Raw genomic sequence first — 24,914 nt, 5'->3', positions numbered from 1 at the left:
AAATATAAAAATGGTTAATTATAATGGTGCCGATTTTCAAAATAGTTTGAGTTGTAGGTAGGCGGCAAGATTAGCTATCTCGGGTCACATACATAAGTATGTGACCCGAGTAGCTAAGTGTAGCCAACACCCCTACAACGCAAAATATGAAGAAAACCACTGACAATATAACAGTACTGATTTTCAAAATAGTTTGAGTTGTAGGTAGACGGCAAGATTAGCTATCTCGGGGAGCATACATAAGTATGTGACCCGAGTAGCTAAGTGTAGCCAACACCCCTACAACGCAAAATATGAAGAAAACCACTGACAATATAACAGTACTGATTTTCAAAATAGTTTGAGTTGTAGGTAGGCGGCAAGATTAGCTATCTCGGGGAGCATACATAAGTATGTGACCCGAGTAGCTAAGTGTAGCCAACACCCCTACAACGCAAAATATGAAGAAAATCACTGGGAATGGCGTTTTGCCTCAATAACATCCGGCAACTGATTTAATTTTGCTAACACCCGGCTCAGCACCTCAATATTATACAGCTCAATTGTCATATCTATCGTTGCTAATTGCTGCTTCACATCGCTGCGGCTACTGACGCCAAGCACATTAACCTTCTCATTAGCTAATATTGTCGTGATATCACGTAGTAGACCACTACGGTCATTGGCGACAACTCTAACCACGAGAGAATAACCACTGGAATAGTTTTCTCCCCAAACTGCATCTATCACGCGTTCTGGTGCGTGACTTTGCAGCTCAGCTAATTGTTCGCAATCCGCACTGTGAATAGAAATACCTCGTCCTTTCGTGATAAAACCGACAATTTCATCCCCTGGAATTGGCTGGCAGCAACGTGCAATATGGTGCATTAGGTTACCAACCCCTTCAACCACCACTCGACCACTACCATGGGATGGTGCTCTTGGGAGTGAAGACTTACTTTCTAATGTCTTCATTGCCGCGCGGTCTTCTTCTTCCGCCGTTGCTTTATTGAATTTGCTTTGTAAGAAATTCACCAACTGGTTAATTCGAATATCACCGCCACCAATACCTGCTAATACTTCGTCCAGAGAATGAACGTTATAGCGGGCAATAAGCAGTTTTTCCGCTTCACGCAGGCTAATATCAAGCTGAGATAGTTCACTATCTAAAATCTGGCGTCCAGCAAGAATGTTTTTATCTCTGTCTTGTTTACGGAACCAGTTTTGAATTTTGGCACGCCCACGGCTGGTTGTGACATAGCCTAAGTTTGGATTTAACCAATCACGGCTTGGGTTCGGATGTTTTTGGGTGATGATTTCAATTTGATCCCCCATTTGCAGTTGATAACTAAATGGCACGATCCGACCACCAATTTTCGCACCTATACAACGATGCCCTACATCACTGTGAATATGGTAGGCAAAATCAAGTGGAGTTGACCCTGTCGGTAAATCGACAACATCCCCTTTCGGTGTAAAGACATAAACACGATCATCAAATACCTGGCTACGAACTTCATCAAGCATTTCACCTGAGTCTGCCATTTCTTCCTGCCATGCAATTAATTTACGCAGCCATGCAATACGATTTTCGTAGCTGCTTCCCTTGCCAATTCCTGTTGCGCCTTCTTTATATTTCCAGTGTGCAGCGACCCCTAACTCTGCATCTTCATGCATTTGGCGGGTACGAATTTGAATTTCAAGGGTTTTACCGTTGGGGCCCAACACAACTGTATGAATTGATTGATAGCCATTTGGCTTGGGGTTTGCTACATAGTCATCAAACTCATCAGGAAGATGGCGAAAATGGGTATGCACAATTCCCAGTGCCGCGTAGCAATCTTGCAAACGTTCAACCACAATACGTACAGCCCGCACATCGAACAGCTCATCAAACGCCAATGATTTCTTCTTCATTTTGCGCCAAATACTGTAGATATGCTTGGGACGACCGTAAATATCAGCCTGAATGTTTTCTTTTAGCATATATTTACGCAACGTACCGACAAAATTATCAATATAATCTTCACGGTCAATACGGCGTTCATGGAGTAACTTAGCGATTTTTTTGTATTCATCAGGGTGCAAATAACGGAAGCAGAAGTCCTCTAATTCCCATTTTAATTGCCCTATCCCTAAGCGATTCGCTAATGGCGCATAAATATTGGAGCATTCTTTTGCGGCTAATACGCGTTCATCTTCTGTGGCGTCTTTGACTTCACGCAAATGCGCGATACGCTCTGCTAGCTTGATGACAACACAACGAAAATCTTCCACCATCGACAATAACATACGACGGATATTATCGACTTGGACTGAGCTTGTTTCACTGGATTGTGTCGCTTTTAATTGACGAATAGCATCCATCTCAAGCACGCCTTTAACAAGTTCGTGTATCGAATTTCCGAACTGTTCAATGACTTCGTGCTCTTCCAGCTTGCCTTCTTCTACTAATGGAAATAATAATGCGGCTTGTAAGCTGCCAATGTCCATGCTGAGCGTAGATAAGATTTCGGTCATCTCGATGCCACGCCACAGCAATAAAGGCCCAATTTCTTGGCCTGCTAATTTATCGTGACAAAACTGCCAGGTATGGATGAGCTTTTCTTCTGATTGTTTATTGCTCAAACCCAGACCGCCTACCCATTTTTCTGGGGCAAACTCACCTGCTGGGGTAAGATGTGCGCTTCTTACTGCAACCATATATTCTCCCTACCTGTTAATGCTCTGGCCGACGGATAAATAGTGCCATTGATTCTAAATGGCTAGTGTGCGGAAACATGTCTAACATCCGCAAATGTAACAATTGATACCCCTCATCAAGCAAAACTTTACTGTCCCTTGCTAATGTCGTTGGATTACAAGAAACATAGACAATTTTTTCAGGCATCAGTTTAATTAAATGTTCCATCACGCCCGCCGCCCCTGCTCGTGCAGGGTCTAATAATACTTTATTGAACCCTTGAGCTGCCCACGGTTGTGTATGAATTTCGGCTTCTAGGTTCTCATTATAGAAGGTCGCGTTGGAAATAGTATTGAGCTGAGCGTTGTTTCGCGCCTGTTCGACTAAATTTTCGACACCTTCAACCCCAACAACTGATTGCGCTAATCGTGCTATTGGTAACGTAAAATTACCCATTCCGCAAAAAAGGTCTAATACCCTATCTTCACGCGTTAGATCTAACCATGCTAACGCTTGTGCCACCATCAATTGATTTACTTGCCCATTCACTTGAATAAAATTCAATGGGTTAAATTTAAGCACTTCACCTACCACTTGATATTCTGGCATTGGTGAGCTCGACGTCAGCGCTTCTAATGCATTGTCATTTCCTGCCAACCAGATAGACACGTCATATTGCCTTTCAAAATCGTTAAGTTTCTGTTTATCTGCATGTGAAAAAGGCACTAAATGACGGATCATGATGATATTGCTGTTATCCGCATGGATAAGCTCAACATGGCCTAATTTCGGCTTAATGCTAAGTTGGTTAAGACACTCAGAAAGGGGGGTAAGTAACATATCCAGTTCAGGCACTAACACTGGACAGTTTTTAATATCAACCAGCGTATTGGACTGTACTTGACGAAACCCCATCACCAACCGTTGATGTTTAGGTTGATATTGCAAGCCTAAGCGAGCACGGCGGCGATAGCCATAAGGTTCACCACTCATCACGGGAGCTGCACTTTTATCAACTCCCGTTTCTCGCATCATTAAATATTGTAAAGCCTCGGCCTTACTTGCTCTTTGTAATTCAATATCAATATGTTGCTGTTGGCAGCCACCACACTGATTAAAATAACGGCATTGTGGCTTCACTCTCTGTGGACTTGTTGATAAGCGCTTAACCACTTTCGCTTTCGCAAAACTACGCTTATCTTCCGTTAACTCAATCTGAGCTTCCTCCCCTGGTAATAAATCCGCAACAAAAATTGTTTTCCCGTCAAGACGTGCTATACCTTGCCCTGCGGCATCTAAGCTATCAGCAATGACCGTAAGTTGACGGCGTGGAGTGGTGCGGCGGTTCGGAGAGTAAAATTGAGCCATAAGTAGTCACAACGAAGTATTAGTTACAAAAAAGGGTCCTTGTTTGTTTCCATTTCAGGCATTTTTTATTTCTGAAAAGAGAAAAACAGACATGCCTAGTATACCTGTTTTTCCTTTTATTTTATTGCCTACTTTTCGATTTTATTACTTAGCGAATTAATATTATTAATTACTCACCATAAATTTTCTATATTCTTCATAAGCATAGTGATCTGTCATACCGCTGATGTAGTCTTGAATCAAGCGGGCTCGATAGTAAAACTCAAGAATAGATTTATCCGCTTCATTCGTTGCAGAGACTTTCTCAAGCGCCTCGTTATAGGATAAACGGTGCTTATTGGATAACTTATGGAATAACCGCGTTTCAATAAAAAAGTGTTTGTGGTAATTTTTTTCCACTAAATCTGCAAAGTCAGTTCGGTTCATCATTAGCAACGGACTATAAAAATCGAGTAATCCACTGATAATTTTATAACCTTGTAACTCTAACTGCTCGACTTCGTGATGGTTAAATACATGTTTAAATGCAACGGTTTTCAACACTTTCAGCAAACGATGCTCAGGGCTTTTGTCTTCCAATAATGCGCTATTAAAACAACCATGATAAATTTCAGGTAGGTTTTTAATAAAGCGCTGGGCACTATAGTGCGCTAACTTACCTGTAATATTAACGCGTAAGTACATAAAAAACTGGTCTTGCTGAATCCGCCTTGTGTGGTTATCACTAATATTGTTATAAGCACGCATAATGGTTTGATCGAATAAATCATTCTGCTCAACTTTCCCCCACTCTGCGCGCAAATAATCAATTAATTGCTCAACGGTAAAGATCCCTTTTTCTGCAGCGTCATCCAAATCAGCAATACAATAAGAGATATCATCTGCCGCCTCCATAATGTATGAAAGTGGGAAACGGCAATATTTCTCCATATCGAGTTTCTTGGTAAGTTCACTGACAAAATCCGCTTCAGACCAGTAATACCCTGGTTTTTTCATCAAATAATCAAATTCTGCTGGGATTGGTTCTAAATCATAAGCTCCTCGCGTATATTTCAAGATAGAACCAATTTGTGCGTAGGTTAGGTTAAGTTTCAACAAGCGGTGAGCCATTCGTAAACCTTGTGCATTCCCCTCAAATGAACATAAATCTCGCTTCAATTGGCGACGAAAAAGGTCTTGCTTTTCATTGCCTGTTAATTGCAATGCTTCAATTTGACAAGGGTCGGGTAGGTCAGATGAAAATAGATACTCAGGGGCGAGTAGTTTGCTAAACCAGCGCTGAATAGCAGCCTCACCAAAATGTCCGAAAGGTGGGTTACCAATGTCATGCATCAGGCAGGACATCTCCACTAAGCTTTCAAAAGCATCACAACGCTCATCTAACCCATAGGTTTCTAACAATTTTTTCTTTTTCAGCTCACCAAGCACAGTTTTACTGATATAGCGCCCCACTTGCTGAACTTCAAGTGAATGAGTTAATCGGCTGCGCACCGCCGCATTTTGTTCTAATGGGAAAACTTGTGTTTTTTGCTGTAAACGACGAATAGCAGCGGAATTAATAATACGCCCACGGTCACTTTCAAATAAGCGGTTTACGGCGTCTTCATCCTGTGGTGAGACTTTCTGGTTTTTAGCACTGCTCATATAGTTACGCTGAAAGCTCAGTTTCTTTAGAAAATTAATTTCACCCACGCTGCCACCTTCCCTATCTCAATTGATGCTTCATTATATAGCCTAAACACAGGAAAAATACTTCACGACTCACCTTTCAATGTTACACTTCGTGCATCTTTGTAATTTCGTTGTCGAAATTCGAGTTGTTGCAATAAAATTTGCGAACCCGCTCGAAGAACACAGCACTAACACAATAAAACATTATCTTCCCTAGTCAAAATATTGACACTAATCGTACAAATTGAGCAGGGAAAAGGAGACAAAATGAAAGTTGGGATCATTGGAGCGATGGAGCAAGAAGTTGCTATTCTTCGCTCACAAATTGAAGGCTGCCAAACCATTAGTCGTGCAGGTTGTGAAATTTACACTGGGAAAATTAACGGTGTTGATATTGCCCTATTAAAATCAGGTATTGGTAAAGTTGCTGCTGCTATTGGTACGACTTTGTTGTTAGAACATTGTCAGCCTGATGTTGTGATTAATACAGGTTCCGCTGGCGGGTTAGACCCTCGCTTAAATGTGGGTGATATCGTTGTTTCGACCGAAGTACGCTATCACGATGCTGATGTTACGGCATTTGGCTACGAGCCCGGCCAGATGGCACAATGCCCACCTGCTTTTGTCGCTGATAACAAACTCATTGATGTTGCTGAGCAATGCATTAAGTTGCTCGATATGAATGCAGTTCGTGGCTTAGTGTGTAGCGGTGATGCCTTCATTAATGGTGCAGAACCTTTAGCACGCATTAAAGCGACCTTCCCACAAGTTGCTGCTGTTGAAATGGAAGCGACGGCGATTGGCCAAGTCTGCCATCAATTCGGCGTACCATTTGTTGTGGTTCGCGCGATTTCAGATGTTGCAGATAAAGAATCGCATACCAGCTTTGATGAATTTCTTCCCGTTGCAGCTCGCCAGTCTTCACTGATGATCAATGCAATTTTAGCTAAGCTGGCTTAAATTCAACAAAAAAGGCATAACTAATTGTCAGGTATGCCTTTTATCGCCACATGATGATGCGCCATGAAAAAATTAACTGCCTATTCATCCCACGTTATTACTTTATTATTGGCTTGTTTTATCTCCTTTTCTGCTCTGTCTGAGCCAAAACAGCGCGTGGTTAGTTTATCCCCCGCAAATACAGAGCTCGCCTATGCTGCTGGGTTAGGTGATAACTTGATTGCAGTTAGTGCTTACTCCGATTACCCCGAACAAGCAAAGAAGCTGGAGCAAGTTTCTGATTGGCAAGGGGTTAATGTCGAACGTATTATCGCGCTTAATCCTGATTTAATTTTGGCATGGCGAGGGGGAAACCCGCAACGGCCGCTTGATCAGTTGGCATCCTTTGGCATTCCCATTATCTATTTTGACCCACAAACCATTGATGGAGTCATCGACGCTGTCAATGAGTTATCCCAATACAGTCCTAGACCTGAGCTGGCTCAGCAAAATATTAGCGCTATGCGAGCTAAGTTGACTCCTTATCGAAATCAAAAAAAGTCAGATCTCAAAACCAAAAAAATCTTTATCCAACTGGGGACTCAGCCTTTATTTAGTACGGGTAAACATACATTGCAAAATGATGTCGTGACATTTTGTGGAGGGGAAAATATTTTTGCTAACAGCGCCGTGCAATGGCCGCAAATTAGCCGTGAGCAAGTGCTCACTCGTAATCCTGATGTGATTGTAATGACTGGCTCAATTGAACAGGAAAAAGTTGTAAGAAATTTTTGGCAATCACAACTGGATGTCCCAATCATTCGTCTAAATGAAGATTGGTTCCATCGTGCAGGCCCACGAATCATCGACGCCACCGAACAACTTTGTGAGCAGTTAAACGCTTTATCCGATTGATAAAGAAGAATTACGAATTACGAATTACGAATTACGAATTACGAATTACGAATTACGAATTACAGAAATTTTCTAAATAGTTCGCGTTGTGGCAAGGCGGCAAATGAAGATATCTCGGGGAGCATACACAAGTATGTGACCCGAGTAGCTGAATGAAGCCAACACCGCCACGTAGCAACTCTGCAAACAATAAATGTCTTATCCAATTAAGAATTAAAAATTAAGAATTAAGAATTAAGAATTAAGAATTAAGAATTAAGAATTAAGAATTAAGAATTACAGAAATTTTCTAAATAGTTCGCGGTGTGGCAAGGCGGCAAATGAAGATATCTCGGGGAGCATACACAAGTATGTGACCCGAGTAGCTGAATGAAGCCAACACCGCCACAGCACGAAATATGACGAAAATTAGACGCTAAAGGATGAACCGCATCCACACGTAGACTTAGCATTTGGATTTGTTACGATAAAACGAGAACCCTCTAAGCCCTCTGTATAGTCGACACTTCCACCCACCAAATATTGCAGACTCATTGGGTCGACGACCAGCGCAACACCTTGTTTCTCAATGGTCATATCACCATCGTTGATTTGATCATCAAAGGTGAAACCGTACTGGAAGCCGCTACATCCGCCACCAGTGATATAAACACGCAGACGCAGATTTGGGTTGTCCTCATCAGAGACTAAATCTTTAACTTTAATTGCTGCCGCATCAGTAAATTGCAATGGCAGAGCTGCATCATCACTCATTTTTCACTCCAAACCGGTGACCGGTAAATTCATGTGTGGGCTAAAAACCACTCAGATCAATTAACCCAATTATCCGCCACTTGACTAAATCGTTCAAGTGTTGTTACGCAATTAGACACATTGTGCATATCTTGCTAGCAACATTTGGTTTAATTGATGCAGTGCTTTAGAATGGTGGCAAATTTTTATTTCGCCCTTTTCTGGAGCCCTGCCATGTCGCAATCTGAAATTCTGTATGAGCAAGCAAAACAACAAATTCCTGGCGGTGTGAATTCGCCAGTTCGCGCCTTTAATGGTGTCGGTGGTACGCCTTTATTTATCGAAAAAGCGGATGGTGCTTATATTTATGATGTTGATGGTAAAGCGTATGTCGATTACGTTGGCTCATGGGGACCAATGGTCTTAGGTCATAACCATCCAGAAATTCGCGATGCGGTGATTAAAGCCGTCCATAAAGGTTTGAGTTTCGGCGCACCAACTGCCGCCGAAGTTGAAATGGCCGAATTAGTATGCGAACTTGTTCCTTCTATGGATTTAGTTCGCATGGTGAACTCTGGTACTGAAGCTACCATGAGTGCTATTCGCCTAGCTCGTGGCTATACAGGCCGCGATAAAATTATCAAATTCGAAGGTTGCTACCATGGCCACGCAGATTGCTTATTAGTGAAAGCAGGTTCTGGTGCGCTGACCATGGGCGAACCAAACTCGCCAGGTGTTCCTGAAGATTTCGTCAAACATACGCTCACTTGCACTTACAATGATCTTGCATCTGTGCGCCAAGCGTTTGAAAATTATCCTGAAGATATCGCTTGTGTCATCGTGGAGCCTGTTGCTGGGAACATGAACTGCGTGCCACCCACTGCAGAATTCCTACCTGGTCTACGTGCGTTATGTGATGAATTTAATGCCGTACTGATCATTGATGAAGTAATGACAGGCTTTCGTGTTGCATTAGGTGGCGCACAAGATTACTACGGTGTTGAGCCAGACTTAACCTGCTTAGGCAAGATTATTGGCGGTGGTATGCCTGTGGGTGCATTTGGTGGTCGTCTTGAAATCATGGAAAAATTAGCGCCTATAGGCCCTGTTTACCAAGCTGGTACTTTATCGGGTAACCCTGTTGCAATGGCAGCGGGCCTTGCTTGCTTAAAAGAAGTGTCCCAACCAGGCGTTCATTCACGTTTAAATGAGCTAACAGAAAAATTAGCCCGTGGGTTAAAACGTGTTTCCCAAGAACAAGGAATTCCAATGGTCATCAACCATGTCGGGGGGATGTTTGGTATTTTCTTCACGGATGCAGCAACAGTGACTTGCTACCAAGACGTGATGAAATGCGATGTGGAGCGCTTCAAAAAATTCTTCCATTACATGTTAGAACAAGGCATTTACCTCGCACCATCCGCTTTTGAAGCTGGGTTTATGTCTATCGCACACAGCGATGAAGATATTGAAAAAACCATCAAAGCTGCTGAAACAGCGCTGGCGAAAATCAAAGCGAATTAATTTGCATTAAAAACAAAGAGGTGAAGCACTCTAGTTTCACCTCTACCTTTCTAAGGTTAACTTTTATAGTTATACATCTTACACAATAATTCCTTATATAGTTCGCCTTGTGATAGGTTTCGGGAAAATTATTTTCTAGGCATTGAAGTGGTCAATTAAAAGAATTAGATAGCAGAAAGTTAGAAAACTGAATATATCGTTAATTTTCTAAATAGTTCGAGTTGTGGCAAGGCGGCAAGTGAAGCTATCTCGGGGAGCATACACTAGTATGTAACCCGAGTAGCTGAATGTAGCCAACACCGCCACGGCTCGAAATATGACGAAAATTTAGGGATTATCGCCAAACATATCCTTCACCCAATCTGGCGCATCACTTTTTTGCTCATCATTATTACCATTTAAATTCCACGTTGGTGCTTGGTCTTCTGAGGCTTGGCATAGACTGTCTGGGTTATCAGTCCAAATCGGCAACATTCTACCACCACCAAAGTTTGAGCAGCTTAACTGACCATCAGCCGTGACTTGCATATCGACAATGCCCTCTGGTGCACGATTAATCAGAGCTAATGGCGCTTGGTTATCAAGGTAGCGTTGGTAGACTTTTAAAGCCCCTGTTGCCCCTGTTAACTGTGTCGGACCATTGTTATCACGCCCTACCCAGACGATTGCCACCTCTTTGCCATCAATACCCGCATACCAGCTATCACGCAAATCATTGGTTGTCCCTGTTTTACCAGCCAAATTGTACTTACCGTATTTGGATAATAAAACGCGACCTGTTCCTTGATTCACCACTTGCTGCATACCATAAAGTGTTAAATAAGCAGCTTGTGAAGGTACAGCACGCTCTGCGGATGGGTAACTTTGATAAATTTCGTTACCATCACCGTCGATGACGGAACGCAGGGAGGACAATTTCGCCCGATTGCCTTCACCACCAATGGTTTGATAAACCTGAGCCACTTCCGCTGGCGTTAAGTTAACAGCACCTAAGAACATTGCTGGCACTTTTTCCATCGCTGCGGCTGGTGCCCCTAGACGAACAAACGTATTAAACACTTGGTCGAGGCCAATATCTAACCCTAAGTTTACGGTTGGGATATTCTGTGATTTTGCAAGCGCATCAACTAGCATCATACGGCCATTGAAATTACGGCTGTAGTTTCTTGGGCTCCAATTTTGGTTGCCGACTTTAACCGTCAGCGGTTCATCTTTTAACCATGTGTTCAAACGGTAACGATCAGGCTCACTCAGTGCGGCGAGGTACACAGGCGGTTTTGCTAATGAACCAATACTACGACGTGCGTTCAAAGCACGGTTAAACCCTGAAAATTGTGGCTGAGAACCACCCACCATGGCACGCACTTCACCGTTAATACGGTCAACCACCACCATTGCACCTTCAATATCGTCTAATTTACGGGTTTTGCGTAAATCTGCGACACCATTTTCTACGGCATTTTCTGCTGCAGTTTGCGCGACAGGGTCTAAGGTTGTGAAAATTTTCGCACCTGATAATTCTTTGACTTTATCGCCCAATTTTTCATTGAGTTCTAAGCGAACCATTTGCATAAAGGCAGGTTGGGATGCCACCAGCCCTTCTTTATTTTTCACGCCAAGTGGCCTTGCACTAAGGACTTGGTACATTTCTTGGTCAATCACACCGCGCGTTTCAAGAATTTTCAACACGATATTACGGCGTTTGATGGCATTTTGTGGTTTTGTCCAAGGGTTATAGGTTGATGCCCCTTGTACCATTCCCACCAACAAGGCTTGCTGATCGAAGCTTAATTCATTAATTGGACGACCAAAATAGTACAAGCTCGCTAATGGGAAACCACGAATTTCATCATTACCATTTTGACCTAAGAAAACTTCGTTTAAATACAGTTCTAAAATACGTTCTTTGCTGTAATTATAGTCCAACAGGAGAGCCATATAGGCTTCGTTAGCTTTACGCTTTAAGGTTCGCTCATTAGTCAAAAACAGGTTTTTAACTAATTGCTGTGTCAGGGTACTTCCCCCTTGTACTGAGCGCCCAGCAGTTAAGTTAGCAACAACAGCACGGCCGATAGAGTACAAACTGACACCATCGTGCTCGTAAAAGTTTCTATCTTCGGTTTCAAGTAAGATTTTCACCAGAGATTCAGGAAAATCCGCTAATGGCAGCACCAAACGCTGCTCATTATTTGCAGATTGCATCATGGTGATAAGTTTTGGATCTAAACGGAAAAAACCAAATGAGCGGCCATTCTCCATATTTTCAATCTTACTTAAGGCATTATTTTCAAACACCATACGAGCCAGAATCTGCCCTTCTTTTTGATCAGGGAAGTTAAATGGACGGCGTAAAATTTCAATGGTATTGCCACGCAAAACAAACTCACCCGATGTGGTGATTTTACTGACTTTGCGATATTGCATACCTTCGAGCAAGCGTGTCATTTCCGCTTGGCTATAATCCATCCCTGGCTCCAGGTTGACCATGCGACCGTAAACCGCAGCGGGTAGATCCCAAACTTTGCCATCGAGACGCTCTTTAATTTGTTGATTTAAATAAAAACCATACGCCGCTAATAGCACCGCAAACACGATCATCAACTTGACGAGTAGCCAAAACCAACGCCATTTGCTTTTTACTTTGCGCTGTTTTTTATTTTTTGAGCCTTTTTTAGCCATGTGCTCTTCTTCATCTTCATCATCGAGATATTGTTCTTCAATATCATCATCTTGGTATAAATCTTCATCATCATAATCATCGCGATCTCTACGGCGGCGTGATGAGGATTGTTTTTTATCAGCCGTTTTTTTATTACGTCGGCCAATTGGTTCAAAATCTTTACCGGACATGGTCGCTCCATATCACCTTACAAAATTACTTAACAACTTAATTATTCACTAATTGCTTAACGCCTAGTGGTTAATTTTGGCCCATAACCCTTGAGATTTCACCAAAGAAAGCTCTTAATTACATTTCCTTACTCTGCTTTGCCCATTCAAGCCCGTTTTGGAAACCCGCTATTAGAGCACAAAAATCGGTTATTTCGTACTCATCATCGCTTTTTTTGTTTGCCTTGTGGGTGCCGTATTCGCGGGGTCATCTGGCCACAAATGCTTTGGATAGCGTCCTTTCATCTCTTTTTGAATCTCTTTGTAGCTACCTTGCCAAAACGCACCGAGGTCTTGAGTAATTTGCAGTGGTCGCATGGCAGGCGATAATAAAGACAGCGTTAAGGTAAGTTTTCCCTGAGCAACAGTTGGGTTTGTTTTTTCACCGTACATTTCTTGCATGCGAATTTCGATAAATGGCGGTTTATCTAAGGCATAGTGAATACTCACATCGTGTAAGGATGGCGCGTGGTAAGTGTCTGGAAACTGACTCTGCAACCACTGCTGTTGCTGCCAATCCAAACGGTTGATTAATAACTTGGCTAAATTAATTTGCTGCAATTTTTGCTTGTTCGTCACGCCATCCAAATAGGGCTCTAACCATTCACCCAAAGAATCCAATAGTGCATTTTCATCAAAATCAGGGAAGTTAACTTCAGGAAACAACTGTTTCGCTAATGTGCAACGAATACACAATTGAAGTGCATCTTCCTGCCAATTCAGTTGTTGTAAGCCATTTTGCTTTAGCCAGTAAACCAATGCTTGGCGAATTTCTGTTTTATCTGGGTTAGTAAGCCGCTCTGATTTCACCACCAGTTGCCCACATTGCAAGCGTTTCCACGCTAATAAAGTGCCCTTTTGCTCATCCCATTCCACGGTTTCTTGCGACCTAAATAAAGTAGGGTTATCAACTTGCAACTGTTCAATTTCAATCGGATAAGCTAATGAAATTCGTGCATCTGCCGAATTTTCAGGCTGCCAAACCGAGACGACCATTAACCATGGCGAGCCAATAAGCGAATCCGATTCATTCAGGGATGCACCTAAGCCGCTAGCGAGTTGATAACGCAATTGGTTATCACGAGATTTGGCGATACGATCTGGGAAAGCCGCAGCTAACAATGTTGGTAACCACTCACTTATCAGCGCACCTTGTTGACTAATTTTATTCGATACTTTTTGTTCACTCAGCATTGATGCACGTTTACACCAATTGTCTGTCGGCCTTTCTATAAAACTACGTAAGTCGCATCCCCCATTACGTGGAGGTTCTTCAATGATTGCCGTTAACAATGCGGCGAGCTGCATCACATTTTTATTTTGACTTTCTTGCGCTTTACAGAGCATCGCAGCAGTTCGCACCTCGCTAGCGAAAGCCGCCATCTTTTGCCCCAATACCGTTAACTTGCCTTGGCTATCTACAGCTCCTAATTTTGTTAATAACCCCTTCGCAGCGGCAATCGCAGGTTGCGGTGGTGGCGATAACCAATTTAGTTGCGCCGTATCATGACATCCCCATTGTAATAAAGAGAGCCATAACCCACTGAGATCGCTTTGGTTAATTTCAGCCTCGCTAAACTGGGCGGCACGTTCGGCTTGCTCCTCACTGAATAAATGCCAACACATACCCGCTTCTAAACGTCCTGCTCGCCCAGCTCTTTGAGCCATTGACGCTTGGCTTATTCGTTGTTTTACCAATTTTGTTAACCCTGTACGTGGGTTAAACTGCCCAACACGTTCAAAACCGCTATCTACCACTAAACGAATACCCTCTATGGTTAAACTGGTTTCTGCAATATTGGTTGCCAACACCACTTTGCGTTTTCCTTTGGGAGCAACTTGGATGGCTTGTTGTTGAGCTTGCAGTGAAAGTGCACCATATAACGGACACAAAAGTATGTCCTCACTTACCATAGAGGAGAGTTCTGCTCTCACTTTCTCTATTTCCCCAACGCCTGGGAGGAACAAAAGTAGTGAGCCTGGTTCTTGTTGCAATAATTGCCACACCACTGATGCCACTTCTTTATGGAATAACTTGTTAGAGTTAATTGGATGGTATTCACGCACAACAGGGAAAGTACGACCTTGAGATGTAATGACTGGCGCTTCAGGAAATAACTGTGTCAGGCCTTGGTTATCCAATGTTGCTGACATTAATAAGATACGCAAATCATCTCGTAGTGCTTGCTGAGTATCTAATAACAGGGCAAGGCCGAGGTCTGCCTGTAAATTTCGCTCGTGAAACTCATCTAAAATCACCAACCCAATACCTTCAAGCATCGGGTCACTTTGTAACTGCCGTGCAAGTACGCCTTCCGTTACCACCTCTAGACACGTATGGCGGCTCACTTTCGTTTCCGAACGCATACGTAACCCTATCGTGTTACCTACCTCTTCGCCAAGCTGCTGTGCTAAACGCGTTGCGACTGAACGCGCAGCAAGACGACGCGGTTCTAACATAATAATTCGCCCATTAATGACGCCACTTTTGAGTATTTCAAGGGGTAATACCGTTGATTTACCCGCGCCTGTTGGGGCGTGTAATAAAACTTGTGGAGAAGATTTTAAGGCTGCCAGTAACGATTCACTGACTTCTAATATAGGTAACACGAAAGTAACTACTCCCTGCATTTAACTTTTGCTATCAGACATTGTAGCATTAGCCTCTTTCATCAGTCAGCTTATCACTGGTTAGCACCGCGGAGACCTTATGGAATTTCATCCCCCTTTACAACCTGCCACTTTAATTAAGCGTTATAAACGGTTTCTAGCGGATGTCACCTTACCTAATGGCGAAGAGATAACAATTCACTGTGCCAATACAGGTGCGATGACTGGATGTGCAACTCCTGGAGATACCGTCTGGTATTCCACCTCTGACAATGCAAAACGCAAATATCCCCACAGTTGGGAGTTAACTCAAACAACACAAGGACACTTTATTTGTATCAACACCCTTCGTGCAAACCAACTTGTCGCTGAAGCCTTAACCGGAAAGTGCATTCCAGAATTATCTGACTACAGCAAGATAAAACCTGAAGTGAAATATGGAACAGAAAATAGTCGCATTGATTTTCTTCTCTCACACGATGGGTTACCTGACTGTTTTATTGAAGTTAAATCAGTCACTTTACTGGAAAATGAACACGGTTTTTTCCCTGATGCGGTGACGCTTAGAGGACAAAAACACTTAAGAGAACTCATGCATATTGCGAAAGAAGGAAAAAGAGCCATACTATTGTTTGTTGCGTTACATACAGGTATTCACGTAGCATCAGCAGCGGCGCATATTGATAAGAAATATGCGCAATTATTAGAGGAAGCAAGGCAAGGCGGTGTTGAAGTACTTTGTTATCAGGCAGATATAACTGCTCAACAAATGTCGTTAAGTAAACAGATTAGTTTTACATCTATTAAATAATATTTTTTAATAGATTTTTATACGGGGCCGCTGAGTTCTGGGGCGCTAAAAGGGAATAAACACGCTCGCCCTCACAGCATTACAAAACTCATTGCATGAACGATTGCCAAGAGAGCTCTCTTCTGCTATTTATAGCGACCTTAAATTTTCCCCCTTGGGGTTTTTGTAAAATTTGCGTGTGTAGGAGAAGCATTATGCAAGAAGGGCAAAAACGTAAGACATCGTCCTTAAGCATTCTCGCCATTGCTGGGGTTGAGCCCTATCATGAAAAAGCTGGCGAAGAGTACATGAACGAAGCCCAATTGGCGCATTTTAAGCTCATTCTCGAAGCATGGCGCAATCAACTCAGAGATGAAGTGGACCGGACTGTTACTCATATGCAAGATGAGGCAGCTAACTTTCCAGACCCCGTTGATAGAGCCGCTCAGGAAGAAGAATTCAGCCTTGAATTACGTAACCGGGATCGTGAACGTAAATTGATTAAGAAAATCGAGAAAACGCTGAAAAAAGTTGAAGATGACGACTTTGGCTACTGTGAATCATGTGGTGTAGAAATTGGCATCCGTCGTTTGGAAGCCCGTCCTACCGCTGATTTATGTATCGACTGTAAAACATTAGCTGAAATTCGCGAAAAGCAAATGGCAGGCTAATTGCTCAAATGGAGTCCTGAACGGCGCATATTGCGTGCGCCGTTGTAAGGGTTTCGCCCCTTTAAAATCCCCTCTTTTTCACACAATCTAATACGCGCCTTTATTCATTCCTTATTTTTGCTATCATTTTTGATAAAATTCATGGCTAGCAAACGAATACGTTAATCAGATCTTAATAAAAATGCGATTTTTCAGTAAATTTTTTATTGAATTTTACAGTGTATTTTTCAGATTATGGTTTAAATAGCGCTTAATGTCTTTGTGGTAAAAACCCACTAAAATAAGGTATTCTGCGCCATAAGTGATGAAACCAAGAAAAATATCGCTTGTTTTTTAATCTATTTTTATTGATAAAAAAAATGATTAGACGTGACTTTTATTCGTTTAAGCATTCTCAAAGAAACTTCTGTGAGCTATGATTAGCCGCTTATTTTGTTTATTGAACATTGGTAATCACATCGAGGTGTACTATTTTTAACCGAGTAGCAAATTTCTGCCGTCACATTTTATCTCGTAATACCACTGCATCGAATAGTGAAGATTCCTTGCAGCACACGCATACTCAGCGAGATACCTCGGCAGCCGGTAAAAGGCCAGTCACTCATTCCGATAAGGAGCAGACATCTCCTCGTACTCGGAACGCTAAACAAACGCCAAAAACAGCGTCTATTAAAAAAACGGTTCGTCAATCTCAACGTGCCGATTCTTCGTCTGAGAAACACCCTACAATGACAACCGAAAATAACGAAAACATTACTGTTATTCCGCGTTCTGAACACTCTATTTCCCGCAGTGACATCAGCGATAATGCGCTGAAAGTCCTCTATCGTTTAAATAAAAGTGGCTATGAAGCCTACTTAGTGGGTGGTGGTGTTCGTGATTTATTATTAGGCCAAAAGCCAAAAGACTTTGATATCACAACAAATGCAACGCCAGAGCAAATCCGTAAGCTATTTCGCAATTGCCGCCTTGTTGGCCGCCGATTCCGCTTAGCGCATATTATGTTTGGCCCTGAGATTATTGAAGTTGCAACTTTCCGCGGACATCATGACCAGAATGCCTCAGATGATAAGAACTTGTCATCACAGGCACAAAATGGCATGTTGCTGCGCGATAACATTTTTGGTTCTATCGAAGAAGACGCTATTCGTCGCGATTTCACCGTTAATAGTCTGTATTACAACATTGATGATTTCACTTTACGTGACTACGTCAATGGATTGGCTGATCTTAAAGCGGGTGTTATTCGTCTTATTGGTGACCCTGAAACTCGTTACCGCGAAGACCCTGTTAGAATGCTCAGGGCAGTACGCTTTGCGTGTAAGTTGGATATGACTATTGAGCCAAAAACCGCAGACCCAATTTATCATCTTGCTCCATTATTAAGGGAAATTCCTTCTGCAAGATTATTTGAAGAGTCCTTAAAATTACTTCAAGCAGGTCAAGGTTATTCAACGTACAAGATGCTCAAGAAATTTGGTTTATTTGAGCAACTATTCCCTGTTATTTCGAGCCGTTTTAGTGAAACTGATGACTCGCCAATGGAAAAAATCATTGAGCAAGTCTTGAAAAACACAGACTTCAGGCTTAAAAACGATAAGCGTGTCAACCCTGCATTTTTATTTGCGGCCATGTTATGGTATCCCGTTACTGAACATGCAGAGAAGCTGTCCCAAGAAGGTGGCCTCGCTTATTATGATGCCTTTGCCCTTGCGATGAATGATATTTTAGATGAGCAATGTCGTTCAATTGCCATCCCTAAACGTATCACGACAACAATGCGTGATATCTGGTTACTGCAATTACGCTTACCACGCCGCCAAGGGCGACGCGCCAATAAATTAATGGAGCACCCAAAGTTCCGTGCCGCCTTTGATTTATTAGAGCTTAGAGCCAATGTAGAACATCGTAATGAGCTACAAGAACTGGCACTATGGTGGGCAGATTTTCAGCAAGCTAACAACAGCAAGCAGCGTGAGATGATTTCAGAATTAGGCAATGCCCCAACTCGCCGCCGTCATCGCCCGCAACGCTCCTCTCATGCAGGGGCACGCAAACCCAATAAATCGTCATAAATAGAGAGCCCGTTATGGAACAAGTCTATATTGCTGTAGGAAGTAACCTTGGTGAGCCTCTTAAACAGGCACAACAAGCTATTGCAGCATTAGACGCTATTCCTAATAGCCATGTTACTGCAACATCATCTATTTACCGCACGAAGCCGTTAGGCCCGCAAAATCAGCCAGATTTTTTAAATCTGGCTGTATGCCTTGAAACAACGCTTGAGCCAGAAGCACTACTCAACTATACCCAACAAATCGAGCTTGACCTTGGTCGTGTGCGCAAAGACGAACGCTGGGGGCCGAGAACCCTCGATCTCGATATCATGCTTTTTGGTAACCGTGTTATTAATACACCACGATTAACGGTTCCACACTATGGGCTGAAGGAGCGAGAATTTATGTTGTATCCACTCAGCGAACTTGCCCCTACTCTTGTTTTTCCAGATGGTGAATTGCTGTCTGAAAGACTCACACACGTCCCGCGTAACGGCCTAACATTTTGGGATATTAACGCCTAAAATAATCAACCTCTTCTGAGGTGTGGTCGTTGGGAGATCATTTCCGGAGGTTATTATAATGAAACCAATTTCTCTGGCTGATTTATGTCAGTTTAAAAAAGACAAACGCAAATTTGCTACCATGACCGCCTACGATGCAAGCTTTGCTCAATTATTTTATGAGCAAGGGATCCAAGTGATGCTGGTAGGTGACTCGTTAGGTATGACTATTCAAGGTGAAACCAGCACATTACCCGTTACTGTCGAACAAATTGCCTACCATACCCGCTGCGTCCGCAAAGGTGCACCAGACGCCTTTATCATCGCAGACATGCCATTTATGAGCTACGCTACCCCAGAGCAAGCCTGTGCTAATGCCGCTATTCTTATGCAGGCGGGAGCAAACATGGTTAAAATCGAAGGTGGTAGCTGGTTATGTGATACGGTCAAAATGCTAACTGAACGTTCTGTGCCTGTTTGTGGCCATTTAGGGTTAACACCACAAGCGGTGAATGTACTGGGTGGGTACAAAGTACAAGGTCGTGACGAAGTGACAGCTAATCAGCTAGTAAAAGATGCAATTGCCCTCGAAAATGCAGGGATACAGCTGTTAGTACTTGAATGTGTGCCAACGTCATTAGCTAACCACGTCACAGAAGAATTGTTATTACCCGTTATTGGTATTGGCGCAGGAAATGGAACGGATGGGCAAATTTTGGTGATGCATGATGCGTTAGGGATTACCGCTCGCCCACCGAAATTTGCGAAAAATTTCCTTGCGCAGGCAGGCAACATGCATGATGCCATCCGCTTGTATATTCAAGAAGTGGAAGCAGGCATTTACCCAGCTGAAGCTCATTCATTTTCTTAATTGACTCATATATAAGGACGACTTGTATGCTTATCGTTGAAACGGCACTGATACTTCGCCGCGAAATTCGCCGTTGGAAACAAGAAGGCAAACGCATCGCACTTGTCCCAACGATGGGAAATTTGCATGATGGTCACTTAACGCTGATTGACCAAGCCAAACAGCAAGCTGATATTGTTATTGCGAGTATTTTTGTTAACCCAATGCAATTTGATAGACAATCAGACCTCGCAAATTACCCTCGCACACTGCAAGAAGACTGTGAAAAACTCAAACGTAAGGGCGTAAATTTAATTTTTGCACCCTCTTCGCAAGAATTCTACCCTGACGGTATGGAAAAACAGACTTTTGTTGAAGTGCCTGAGTTATCAACGATGTTAGAAGGTGCAAGCCGCCCTGGGCATTTTAAGGGCGTAGCTACGGTTATCACAAAGCTGTTTAACCTCGTTCAGCCTGAAATTGCCTTATTTGGTGAAAAAGACTATCAACAACTGCAATTAATTCGTAAATTAGTTAATGACTTATCTTTTGATACCCAAATTATCAGTGTCCCAACAGTGAGAGCCAAAAATGGTCTAGCACTGAGCTCTCGTAATAACAATTTATCTGCCGATGAGCTAAAAACCGCACCTATGCTGTATCAAATTATGCAACAAGCGGGAGAAAAATTAGTAATTGAGCCAAGTTCATCTGACGATATTATTGCCGACATGAATAACAGCTTACGTGAAGCAGGTTTTACCCCTGACGAGCTGTTTATTCGTGACGCAGAAACATTATTGCCACTTAGTGATGCAAGCAAACGTGCTGTAATTTTAATGGCTGCATGGTTAGGTCAAACCCGTTTAATTGACAATTTACAAGTTGACCTGAAACGCGATATTAAATAAAACAATAAGACTTATAATACTTTCACAGCAACCATCTTGCTGCGTTGATAATCCAGTTACGACTTACATTGCACGTAGCCAACAACGCTGCAGTTTGAAGGCACAATGATTTCTTCAAAGTCATTCAGATTGCAGCTAGGCGGCAAGTAAGTGAGTTCCTGGGAACATACATAAGTATGTGACTAGGGCGAATGCACGTAGCCAACAACGCTGCAGTTTGAAGGCACAATGAATTTCTTCAAAGTCATTCAGATTGCAGCTAGGCGGCAAGTAAGTGAGTTCCTGGGAACATACATAAGTATGTGACTAGGGCGAATGCACGTAGCCAACAACGCTGCAGTTTGAAGGCACAATGATTTCTTCAAAGTCATTCAGATTGCAGCTAGGCGGCAAGTAAGTGAGTTCCTAGGAACATACATAAGTATGTGACTAGGGCGAATGCACGTAGCCAACAACGCTGCAGTTTGAAGGCACAATGATTTCTTCAAAGTCATTCAGATTGCAGCTAGGCGGCAAGTAAGTGAGTTCCTAGGAACATACATAAGTATGTGACTAGGGCGAATGCACGTAGCCAACAACGCTGCAGTTTGAAGGACGAAGAAGAAAAAAATGTTAAGAAAAATGTTACAAGGCAAACTCCACCGAGTCACTGTCACTCAGGCTGACCTCCACTACGAGGGTTCTTGTGCTATCGACCAAGACTTTATGGACGCTGCGGGTATCCTTGAATACGAAGCCATTGATATTTATAACGTTGATAATGGTGAACGCTTTTCAACTTATGCTATTTCGGGGGAAAGAGGCTCGCGTATCATTTCCGTTAATGGCGCTGCTGCTCGTCGTGCTGCGGTGGGTGATAAGCTGATCATCTGTTCATATGTGAATATGAGTGATGAAGATGCTCGCACTCACAAGCCAAACGTCGCTTACTTTGATGAAAATAATGTGATGAGCCGAATTGCAAAAGCAGTCCCTGTACAAGTGGCTTAGCCCGTAAATTACATATTTAACTAACTGATAATTATGTTATTTAAATATAAAAAGCTGCTTTTGCTATATTGCATAGCAAAAGCAGCTTTTTCATACAGAATTCAATCGTCCATTCTTAGCTTCTAAGCCCTCTACCCTGCTCAATTAAATACCAGGTCAGTAAATAGAAAACGACTAAGAAAATCATTAGTACTCCAAGTGTAATTGCAATTGACACATCTGCAATACCAAGAAAACCATACCTAAACCCGCTAATCATATAAACGATGGGGTTTAACTTTGACACGGCTTGCCAGAATGGCGGCAATAACGATAAGGAATAAAATACCCCACCCAAGTAAGTTAAGGGTGTTAGTACAAACGTTGGTACAATACTAATATCATCAAATGTTTTTGCAAAAATCGCATTTAATAGCCCAGCAAGTGAAAACACAATCGCTGTGAGCAATAGTGTCACCACGACCATAATCCATGAATGCACTTGTAGTGGAATAAAAAACAAAGAAACCAATGTGACGAGGAAACCAACTAAAATTCCTCTCGCAACACCACCACCAACAAAACCAGCGATAATAATATGCGTTGGAACAGGCGCAACAAGTAATTCTTCAATATTTTTTTGGAATTTTGAACCAAAAAATGATGAACAAACATTCGAATATGAATTGGTAATAACAGCCATCATAATCAGACCAGGAACGATAAATTGCATATAATCTACCCCTCCCATATCACCAATTCGTGAACCAATTAAATTACCAAAAATCACAAAATACAGCGACATGGTGATCACGGGTGGTAATAATGTTTGTATCCAAATACGGCCAAACCGAGTGACTTCTTTTATCCAAATAGTTTTTAATGCAACCCAGTATAATGAGATCATCTTGTTATCTCCTTTTCGGTCGCATTACTTTCTTTTTTGACTAAACTAACAAATAATTCTTCCAAACGATTTGCCTTATTACGCATACTTAAAATTTGGATACCTTGTTCGCTAAATTGACTAAAGACACTATTTAGCCCCTGCTCTCTCTTTACATCCACTTCAATCGTTGATGTGTCTACCAAACGAGATTCATACCCTAATAATTGTGGTATAGGACTTTTTGGCATTAAATCAAAAATAAAGGTCTCTGACTCTAATTTGCTCAACAACTGTTTCATACTGGTATTTTCAACAAGTTCACCGTGTTGAATGATACCGATATTACGACACAGCATTTCTGCTTCTTCTAAATAGTGCGTTGTTAAAATAATTGTTGTGCCTTGTGCATTCAAATTCTTTAAAAAAGACCACATAGAACGGCGTAATTCAATATCAACACCCGCAGTAGGTTCGTCCAAAATTAATAACTTTGGTTGATGCATTAACGCTCGAGCGATCATTAATCGGCGTTTCATCCCGCCTGATAAATTACGAGCGCGTTCATCACGTTTCTCCCACAAATCCAATTGCGTCAAATATTGTTCAGCACGTTGGATGGCAACAGAACGCGGGACACCATAATAACCCGCTTGGTTTAGGACAATCTGCAAAACGGTCTCAAATGGGTTGAAGTTAAATTCTTGAGGGACCAACCCGAGTTGCTGCTTCGCAAGTACAACTTGTTTTTCTAAGTCATAGCCAAATACTTTAACTGAGCCGCTCGTTTTATTTACTAATGAGCTGATAATACCGATAGTTGTTGATTTGCCTGCGCCATTAGGCCCAAGCAAAGCATAAAAGTCACCATCTTCAACATATAAGTCGATTCCTCGCAGAGCCTTAACGCCACCTGAATAGGTTTTTGTTAACTGCGATAACTCAAGTGCATACGTCATATATAAAAAAACCCTTTATTCTTAGGACGGTTTGGAGGCAATATACTCTTATGATGCCACTTTTTTCTGCTCTATGTTATGCAGAAAAGAGATAATAGATTTATATAAGATAATTCAATATGTTACTAATTGAGGGTTGTCTTGTCTAAATGAGTGGTTCATTATACCAATGTTGTAATTAGTATAACTAATTATTAATTAATCAATAAATGTTGTATAAGATTTTATCGCACAGTAACACAACTAGGCTATAAGTCATGATGAGAAAAATCGAAGAGCTGTTTGCTAATAATGAAGCATGGTCAGCCTCTGTAAAAGAACAAGATCCTGAATTCTTTAAAGAATTATCAAAAGCACAAAAGCCAAGATTCCTATGGATTGGCTGTTCAGACAGTCGAGTTCCTGCTGAAAAATTGATCAATGCAGCGCCTGGTGATCTATTCGTTCACCGTAATGTTGCAAACTTAGTTATCCATACCGACCTTAACTGCTTATCCGTCATTCAATATGCTGTCGATGTTCTGCAAGTTGAACATATCATCATTTGTGGCCATTACGGCTGTGGTGGTATTGAAGCGGCTGTTGATAATACCGAACTTGGTTTAATTAATAACTGGTTACTTCACATACGTGACATATGGTATAGGCATAGCTCAATGTTAGGCGAACTCAAACCTTGTGAACGCTTAGACCGTTTATGTGAATTAAATGTTGTTGAACAAGTTTATAACTTAGGACATTCTACAATTATGCAATCAGCGTGGAAGCGTGGCCAAAAAGTGATGATCCACGGTTGGGTCTACGGTATTAATAATGGCCGTTTACAAGATTTGCATATTACTGCAGATAGCAGAGAAAAACTCGAACTTTGTTATAGGGAATCTATTGCAACATTAACACAAAAAAATAAATAAAGTTACAAATTGAAAGCTCTCTTATGAGGGCTTTTAATTACAAACATCCTAATTCAGAGTAATAAAAAATAAATAAAAATATAAATAAAAGAAA

General features: G+C 42.0%; 19 protein-coding genes. 11 read left to right on the top strand and 8 right to left on the bottom strand.

Annotated features, from left to right (window positions below):
- Positions 1 to 450: 450 nt before the first annotated feature.
- The 3 genes from relA to dgt form a co-directional block, all read right to left on the bottom strand.
- Complete coding sequence (gene relA / locus ACE2AL_RS05160) at positions 451 to 2,682, bottom strand: GTP diphosphokinase (protein WP_375084093.1); 2,232 nt, start codon at positions 2,680 to 2,682, stop codon at positions 451 to 453.
- 16 nt (positions 2,683 to 2,698) lie between these two features.
- Entirely contained in the window at positions 2,699 to 4,030 is a 1,332-nt protein-coding gene (gene rlmD / locus ACE2AL_RS05155) for a 23S rRNA (uracil(1939)-C(5))-methyltransferase RlmD (protein ID WP_206082947.1), read from the bottom strand.
- A 165-nt stretch (positions 4,031 to 4,195) separates the two neighbouring features.
- Positions 4,196 to 5,722, bottom strand: a complete 1,527-nt coding sequence (dgt, locus tag ACE2AL_RS05150; RefSeq protein ID WP_206082948.1) for a dGTPase — start codon at positions 5,720 to 5,722, stop codon at positions 4,196 to 4,198.
- A gap of 246 nt (positions 5,723 to 5,968) precedes the next feature.
- Between dgt and mtnN the strand changes: the two genes are divergently transcribed.
- Positions 5,969 to 6,661: a 5'-methylthioadenosine/S-adenosylhomocysteine nucleosidase gene (gene mtnN, locus ACE2AL_RS05145; RefSeq protein ID WP_206082949.1), complete on the top strand. Its 693-nt coding sequence runs from the start codon at positions 5,969 to 5,971 to the stop codon at positions 6,659 to 6,661.
- A 63-nt stretch (positions 6,662 to 6,724) separates the two neighbouring features.
- On the top strand, positions 6,725 to 7,555 hold the full coding sequence (gene btuF / locus ACE2AL_RS05140) for a vitamin B12 ABC transporter substrate-binding protein BtuF (RefSeq protein ID WP_272539469.1): 831 nt from the start codon (positions 6,725 to 6,727) through the stop codon (positions 7,553 to 7,555).
- Positions 7,556 to 7,963: 408 nt separating this feature from the next.
- Here the strand turns inward: btuF and erpA are convergent, their stop codons facing one another.
- Complete coding sequence (erpA, locus tag ACE2AL_RS05135; RefSeq protein ID WP_154623408.1) at positions 7,964 to 8,308, bottom strand: iron-sulfur cluster insertion protein ErpA; 345 nt, start codon at positions 8,306 to 8,308, stop codon at positions 7,964 to 7,966.
- 213 nt (positions 8,309 to 8,521) lie between these two features.
- Between erpA and hemL the strand changes: the two genes are divergently transcribed.
- Positions 8,522 to 9,811, top strand: coding sequence for a glutamate-1-semialdehyde 2,1-aminomutase (hemL, locus tag ACE2AL_RS05130; RefSeq protein ID WP_206082951.1), 1,290 nt, complete (start codon positions 8,522 to 8,524; stop codon positions 9,809 to 9,811).
- A 327-nt stretch (positions 9,812 to 10,138) separates the two neighbouring features.
- Here hemL and mrcB read toward each other — a convergent pair whose 3' ends face one another.
- Positions 10,139 to 12,661 (bottom strand): bifunctional glycosyl transferase/transpeptidase, encoded by a 2,523-nt coding sequence (mrcB, locus tag ACE2AL_RS05125; RefSeq protein WP_375084090.1) that lies wholly within the window; start codon positions 12,659 to 12,661, stop codon positions 10,139 to 10,141.
- A gap of 189 nt (positions 12,662 to 12,850) precedes the next feature.
- Complete coding sequence (gene hrpB, locus ACE2AL_RS05120; RefSeq protein ID WP_349422762.1) at positions 12,851 to 15,310, bottom strand: ATP-dependent helicase HrpB; 2,460 nt, start codon at positions 15,308 to 15,310, stop codon at positions 12,851 to 12,853.
- Between the two features lie 100 nt (positions 15,311 to 15,410).
- On the opposite strand from hrpB, the gene sfsA reads away from it, so the two are divergent.
- The 7 genes from sfsA (at position 15,411) to panD (ending at position 22,082) form a co-directional block, all read left to right on the top strand.
- Entirely contained in the window at positions 15,411 to 16,121 is a 711-nt protein-coding gene (gene sfsA / locus ACE2AL_RS05115; RefSeq protein ID WP_206082954.1) for a DNA/RNA nuclease SfsA, read from the top strand.
- A 194-nt stretch (positions 16,122 to 16,315) separates the two neighbouring features.
- A complete protein-coding gene (gene dksA / locus ACE2AL_RS05110) occupies positions 16,316 to 16,771 on the top strand; it encodes an RNA polymerase-binding protein DksA (RefSeq protein WP_004260494.1) in 456 nt (151 codons plus the stop codon).
- Between the two features lie 728 nt (positions 16,772 to 17,499).
- Positions 17,500 to 18,846 carry a polynucleotide adenylyltransferase PcnB gene (gene pcnB, locus ACE2AL_RS05105; protein WP_241016797.1) on the top strand — a complete coding sequence of 449 codons (1,347 nt, stop codon included), beginning with the start codon at positions 17,500 to 17,502 and terminating at the stop codon, positions 18,844 to 18,846.
- 14 nt (positions 18,847 to 18,860) lie between these two features.
- On the top strand, positions 18,861 to 19,352 hold the full coding sequence (gene folK / locus ACE2AL_RS05100) for a 2-amino-4-hydroxy-6-hydroxymethyldihydropteridine diphosphokinase (RefSeq protein WP_206082956.1): 492 nt from the start codon (positions 18,861 to 18,863) through the stop codon (positions 19,350 to 19,352).
- A 58-nt stretch (positions 19,353 to 19,410) separates the two neighbouring features.
- Positions 19,411 to 20,202 (top strand): 3-methyl-2-oxobutanoate hydroxymethyltransferase, encoded by a 792-nt coding sequence (panB, locus tag ACE2AL_RS05095; protein ID WP_206082957.1) that lies wholly within the window; start codon positions 19,411 to 19,413, stop codon positions 20,200 to 20,202.
- Between the two features lie 26 nt (positions 20,203 to 20,228).
- Positions 20,229 to 21,092: a pantoate--beta-alanine ligase gene (panC, locus tag ACE2AL_RS05090; RefSeq protein ID WP_272681760.1), complete on the top strand. Its 864-nt coding sequence runs from the start codon at positions 20,229 to 20,231 to the stop codon at positions 21,090 to 21,092.
- A 609-nt stretch (positions 21,093 to 21,701) separates the two neighbouring features.
- Positions 21,702 to 22,082, top strand: coding sequence for an aspartate 1-decarboxylase (gene panD, locus ACE2AL_RS05085; protein ID WP_206082959.1), 381 nt, complete (start codon positions 21,702 to 21,704; stop codon positions 22,080 to 22,082).
- Between the two features lie 115 nt (positions 22,083 to 22,197).
- On the opposite strand, the gene ACE2AL_RS05080 is transcribed toward panD, so the two are convergent.
- Both ACE2AL_RS05080 and ACE2AL_RS05075 read right to left on the bottom strand, forming a co-directional pair.
- Entirely contained in the window at positions 22,198 to 22,968 is a 771-nt protein-coding gene (locus ACE2AL_RS05080) for an ABC transporter permease (RefSeq protein ID WP_206082960.1), read from the bottom strand.
- Positions 22,965 to 23,906, bottom strand: a complete 942-nt coding sequence (locus ACE2AL_RS05075; protein WP_206082961.1) for an ABC transporter ATP-binding protein — start codon at positions 23,904 to 23,906, stop codon at positions 22,965 to 22,967. Before ACE2AL_RS05075 ends, ACE2AL_RS05080 begins: the two co-directional genes overlap by 4 nt.
- Before the next feature lie 257 nt (positions 23,907 to 24,163).
- Between ACE2AL_RS05075 and can the strand changes: the two genes are divergently transcribed.
- The gene (gene can, locus ACE2AL_RS05070; RefSeq protein WP_206082962.1) at positions 24,164 to 24,820 is read left to right on the top strand and encodes a carbonate dehydratase; all 657 of its coding nucleotides are present in this window, start codon (positions 24,164 to 24,166) and stop codon (positions 24,818 to 24,820) included.
- Positions 24,821 to 24,914 lie beyond the last annotated feature (94 nt).

The organism is Providencia xihuensis (assembly GCF_041953405.1).
Taxonomy (GTDB): Bacteria; Pseudomonadota; Gammaproteobacteria; order Enterobacterales; family Enterobacteriaceae; genus Providencia; species Providencia vermicola.
The sequence above is the reverse complement of the archived record's forward strand: the minus strand, read 5'-3'. Positions and strand labels throughout refer to the sequence as shown.

Coding starts and splice junctions, on each gene's coding strand:
- relA (WP_375084093.1), bottom strand. CDS start 2,682: ATGGTTGCAGTAAGAAGCGCACATCTTACCCCAGCAGGTGAGTTTGCC.
- rlmD (WP_206082947.1), bottom strand. CDS start 4,030: ATGGCTCAATTTTACTCTCCGAACCGCCGCACCACTCCACGCCGTCAA.
- mtnN (WP_206082949.1), top strand. CDS start 5,969: ATGAAAGTTGGGATCATTGGAGCGATGGAGCAAGAAGTTGCTATTCTT.
- btuF (WP_272539469.1), top strand. CDS start 6,725: ATGAAAAAATTAACTGCCTATTCATCCCACGTTATTACTTTATTATTG.
- erpA (WP_154623408.1), bottom strand. CDS start 8,308: ATGAGTGATGATGCAGCTCTGCCATTGCAATTTACTGATGCGGCAGCA.
- hemL (WP_206082951.1), top strand. CDS start 8,522: ATGTCGCAATCTGAAATTCTGTATGAGCAAGCAAAACAACAAATTCCT.
- mrcB (WP_375084090.1), bottom strand. CDS start 12,661: ATGTCCGGTAAAGATTTTGAACCAATTGGCCGACGTAATAAAAAAACG.
- sfsA (WP_206082954.1), top strand. CDS start 15,411: ATGGAATTTCATCCCCCTTTACAACCTGCCACTTTAATTAAGCGTTAT.
- dksA (WP_004260494.1), top strand. CDS start 16,316: ATGCAAGAAGGGCAAAAACGTAAGACATCGTCCTTAAGCATTCTCGCC.
- pcnB (WP_241016797.1), top strand. CDS start 17,500: ATGACAACCGAAAATAACGAAAACATTACTGTTATTCCGCGTTCTGAA.
- folK (WP_206082956.1), top strand. CDS start 18,861: ATGGAACAAGTCTATATTGCTGTAGGAAGTAACCTTGGTGAGCCTCTT.
- panB (WP_206082957.1), top strand. CDS start 19,411: ATGAAACCAATTTCTCTGGCTGATTTATGTCAGTTTAAAAAAGACAAA.
- panC (WP_272681760.1), top strand. CDS start 20,229: ATGCTTATCGTTGAAACGGCACTGATACTTCGCCGCGAAATTCGCCGT.
- panD (WP_206082959.1), top strand. CDS start 21,702: ATGTTAAGAAAAATGTTACAAGGCAAACTCCACCGAGTCACTGTCACT.
- ACE2AL_RS05080 (WP_206082960.1), bottom strand. CDS start 22,968: ATGATCTCATTATACTGGGTTGCATTAAAAACTATTTGGATAAAAGAA.
- ACE2AL_RS05075 (WP_206082961.1), bottom strand. CDS start 23,906: ATGACGTATGCACTTGAGTTATCGCAGTTAACAAAAACCTATTCAGGT.
- can (WP_206082962.1), top strand. CDS start 24,164: ATGATGAGAAAAATCGAAGAGCTGTTTGCTAATAATGAAGCATGGTCA.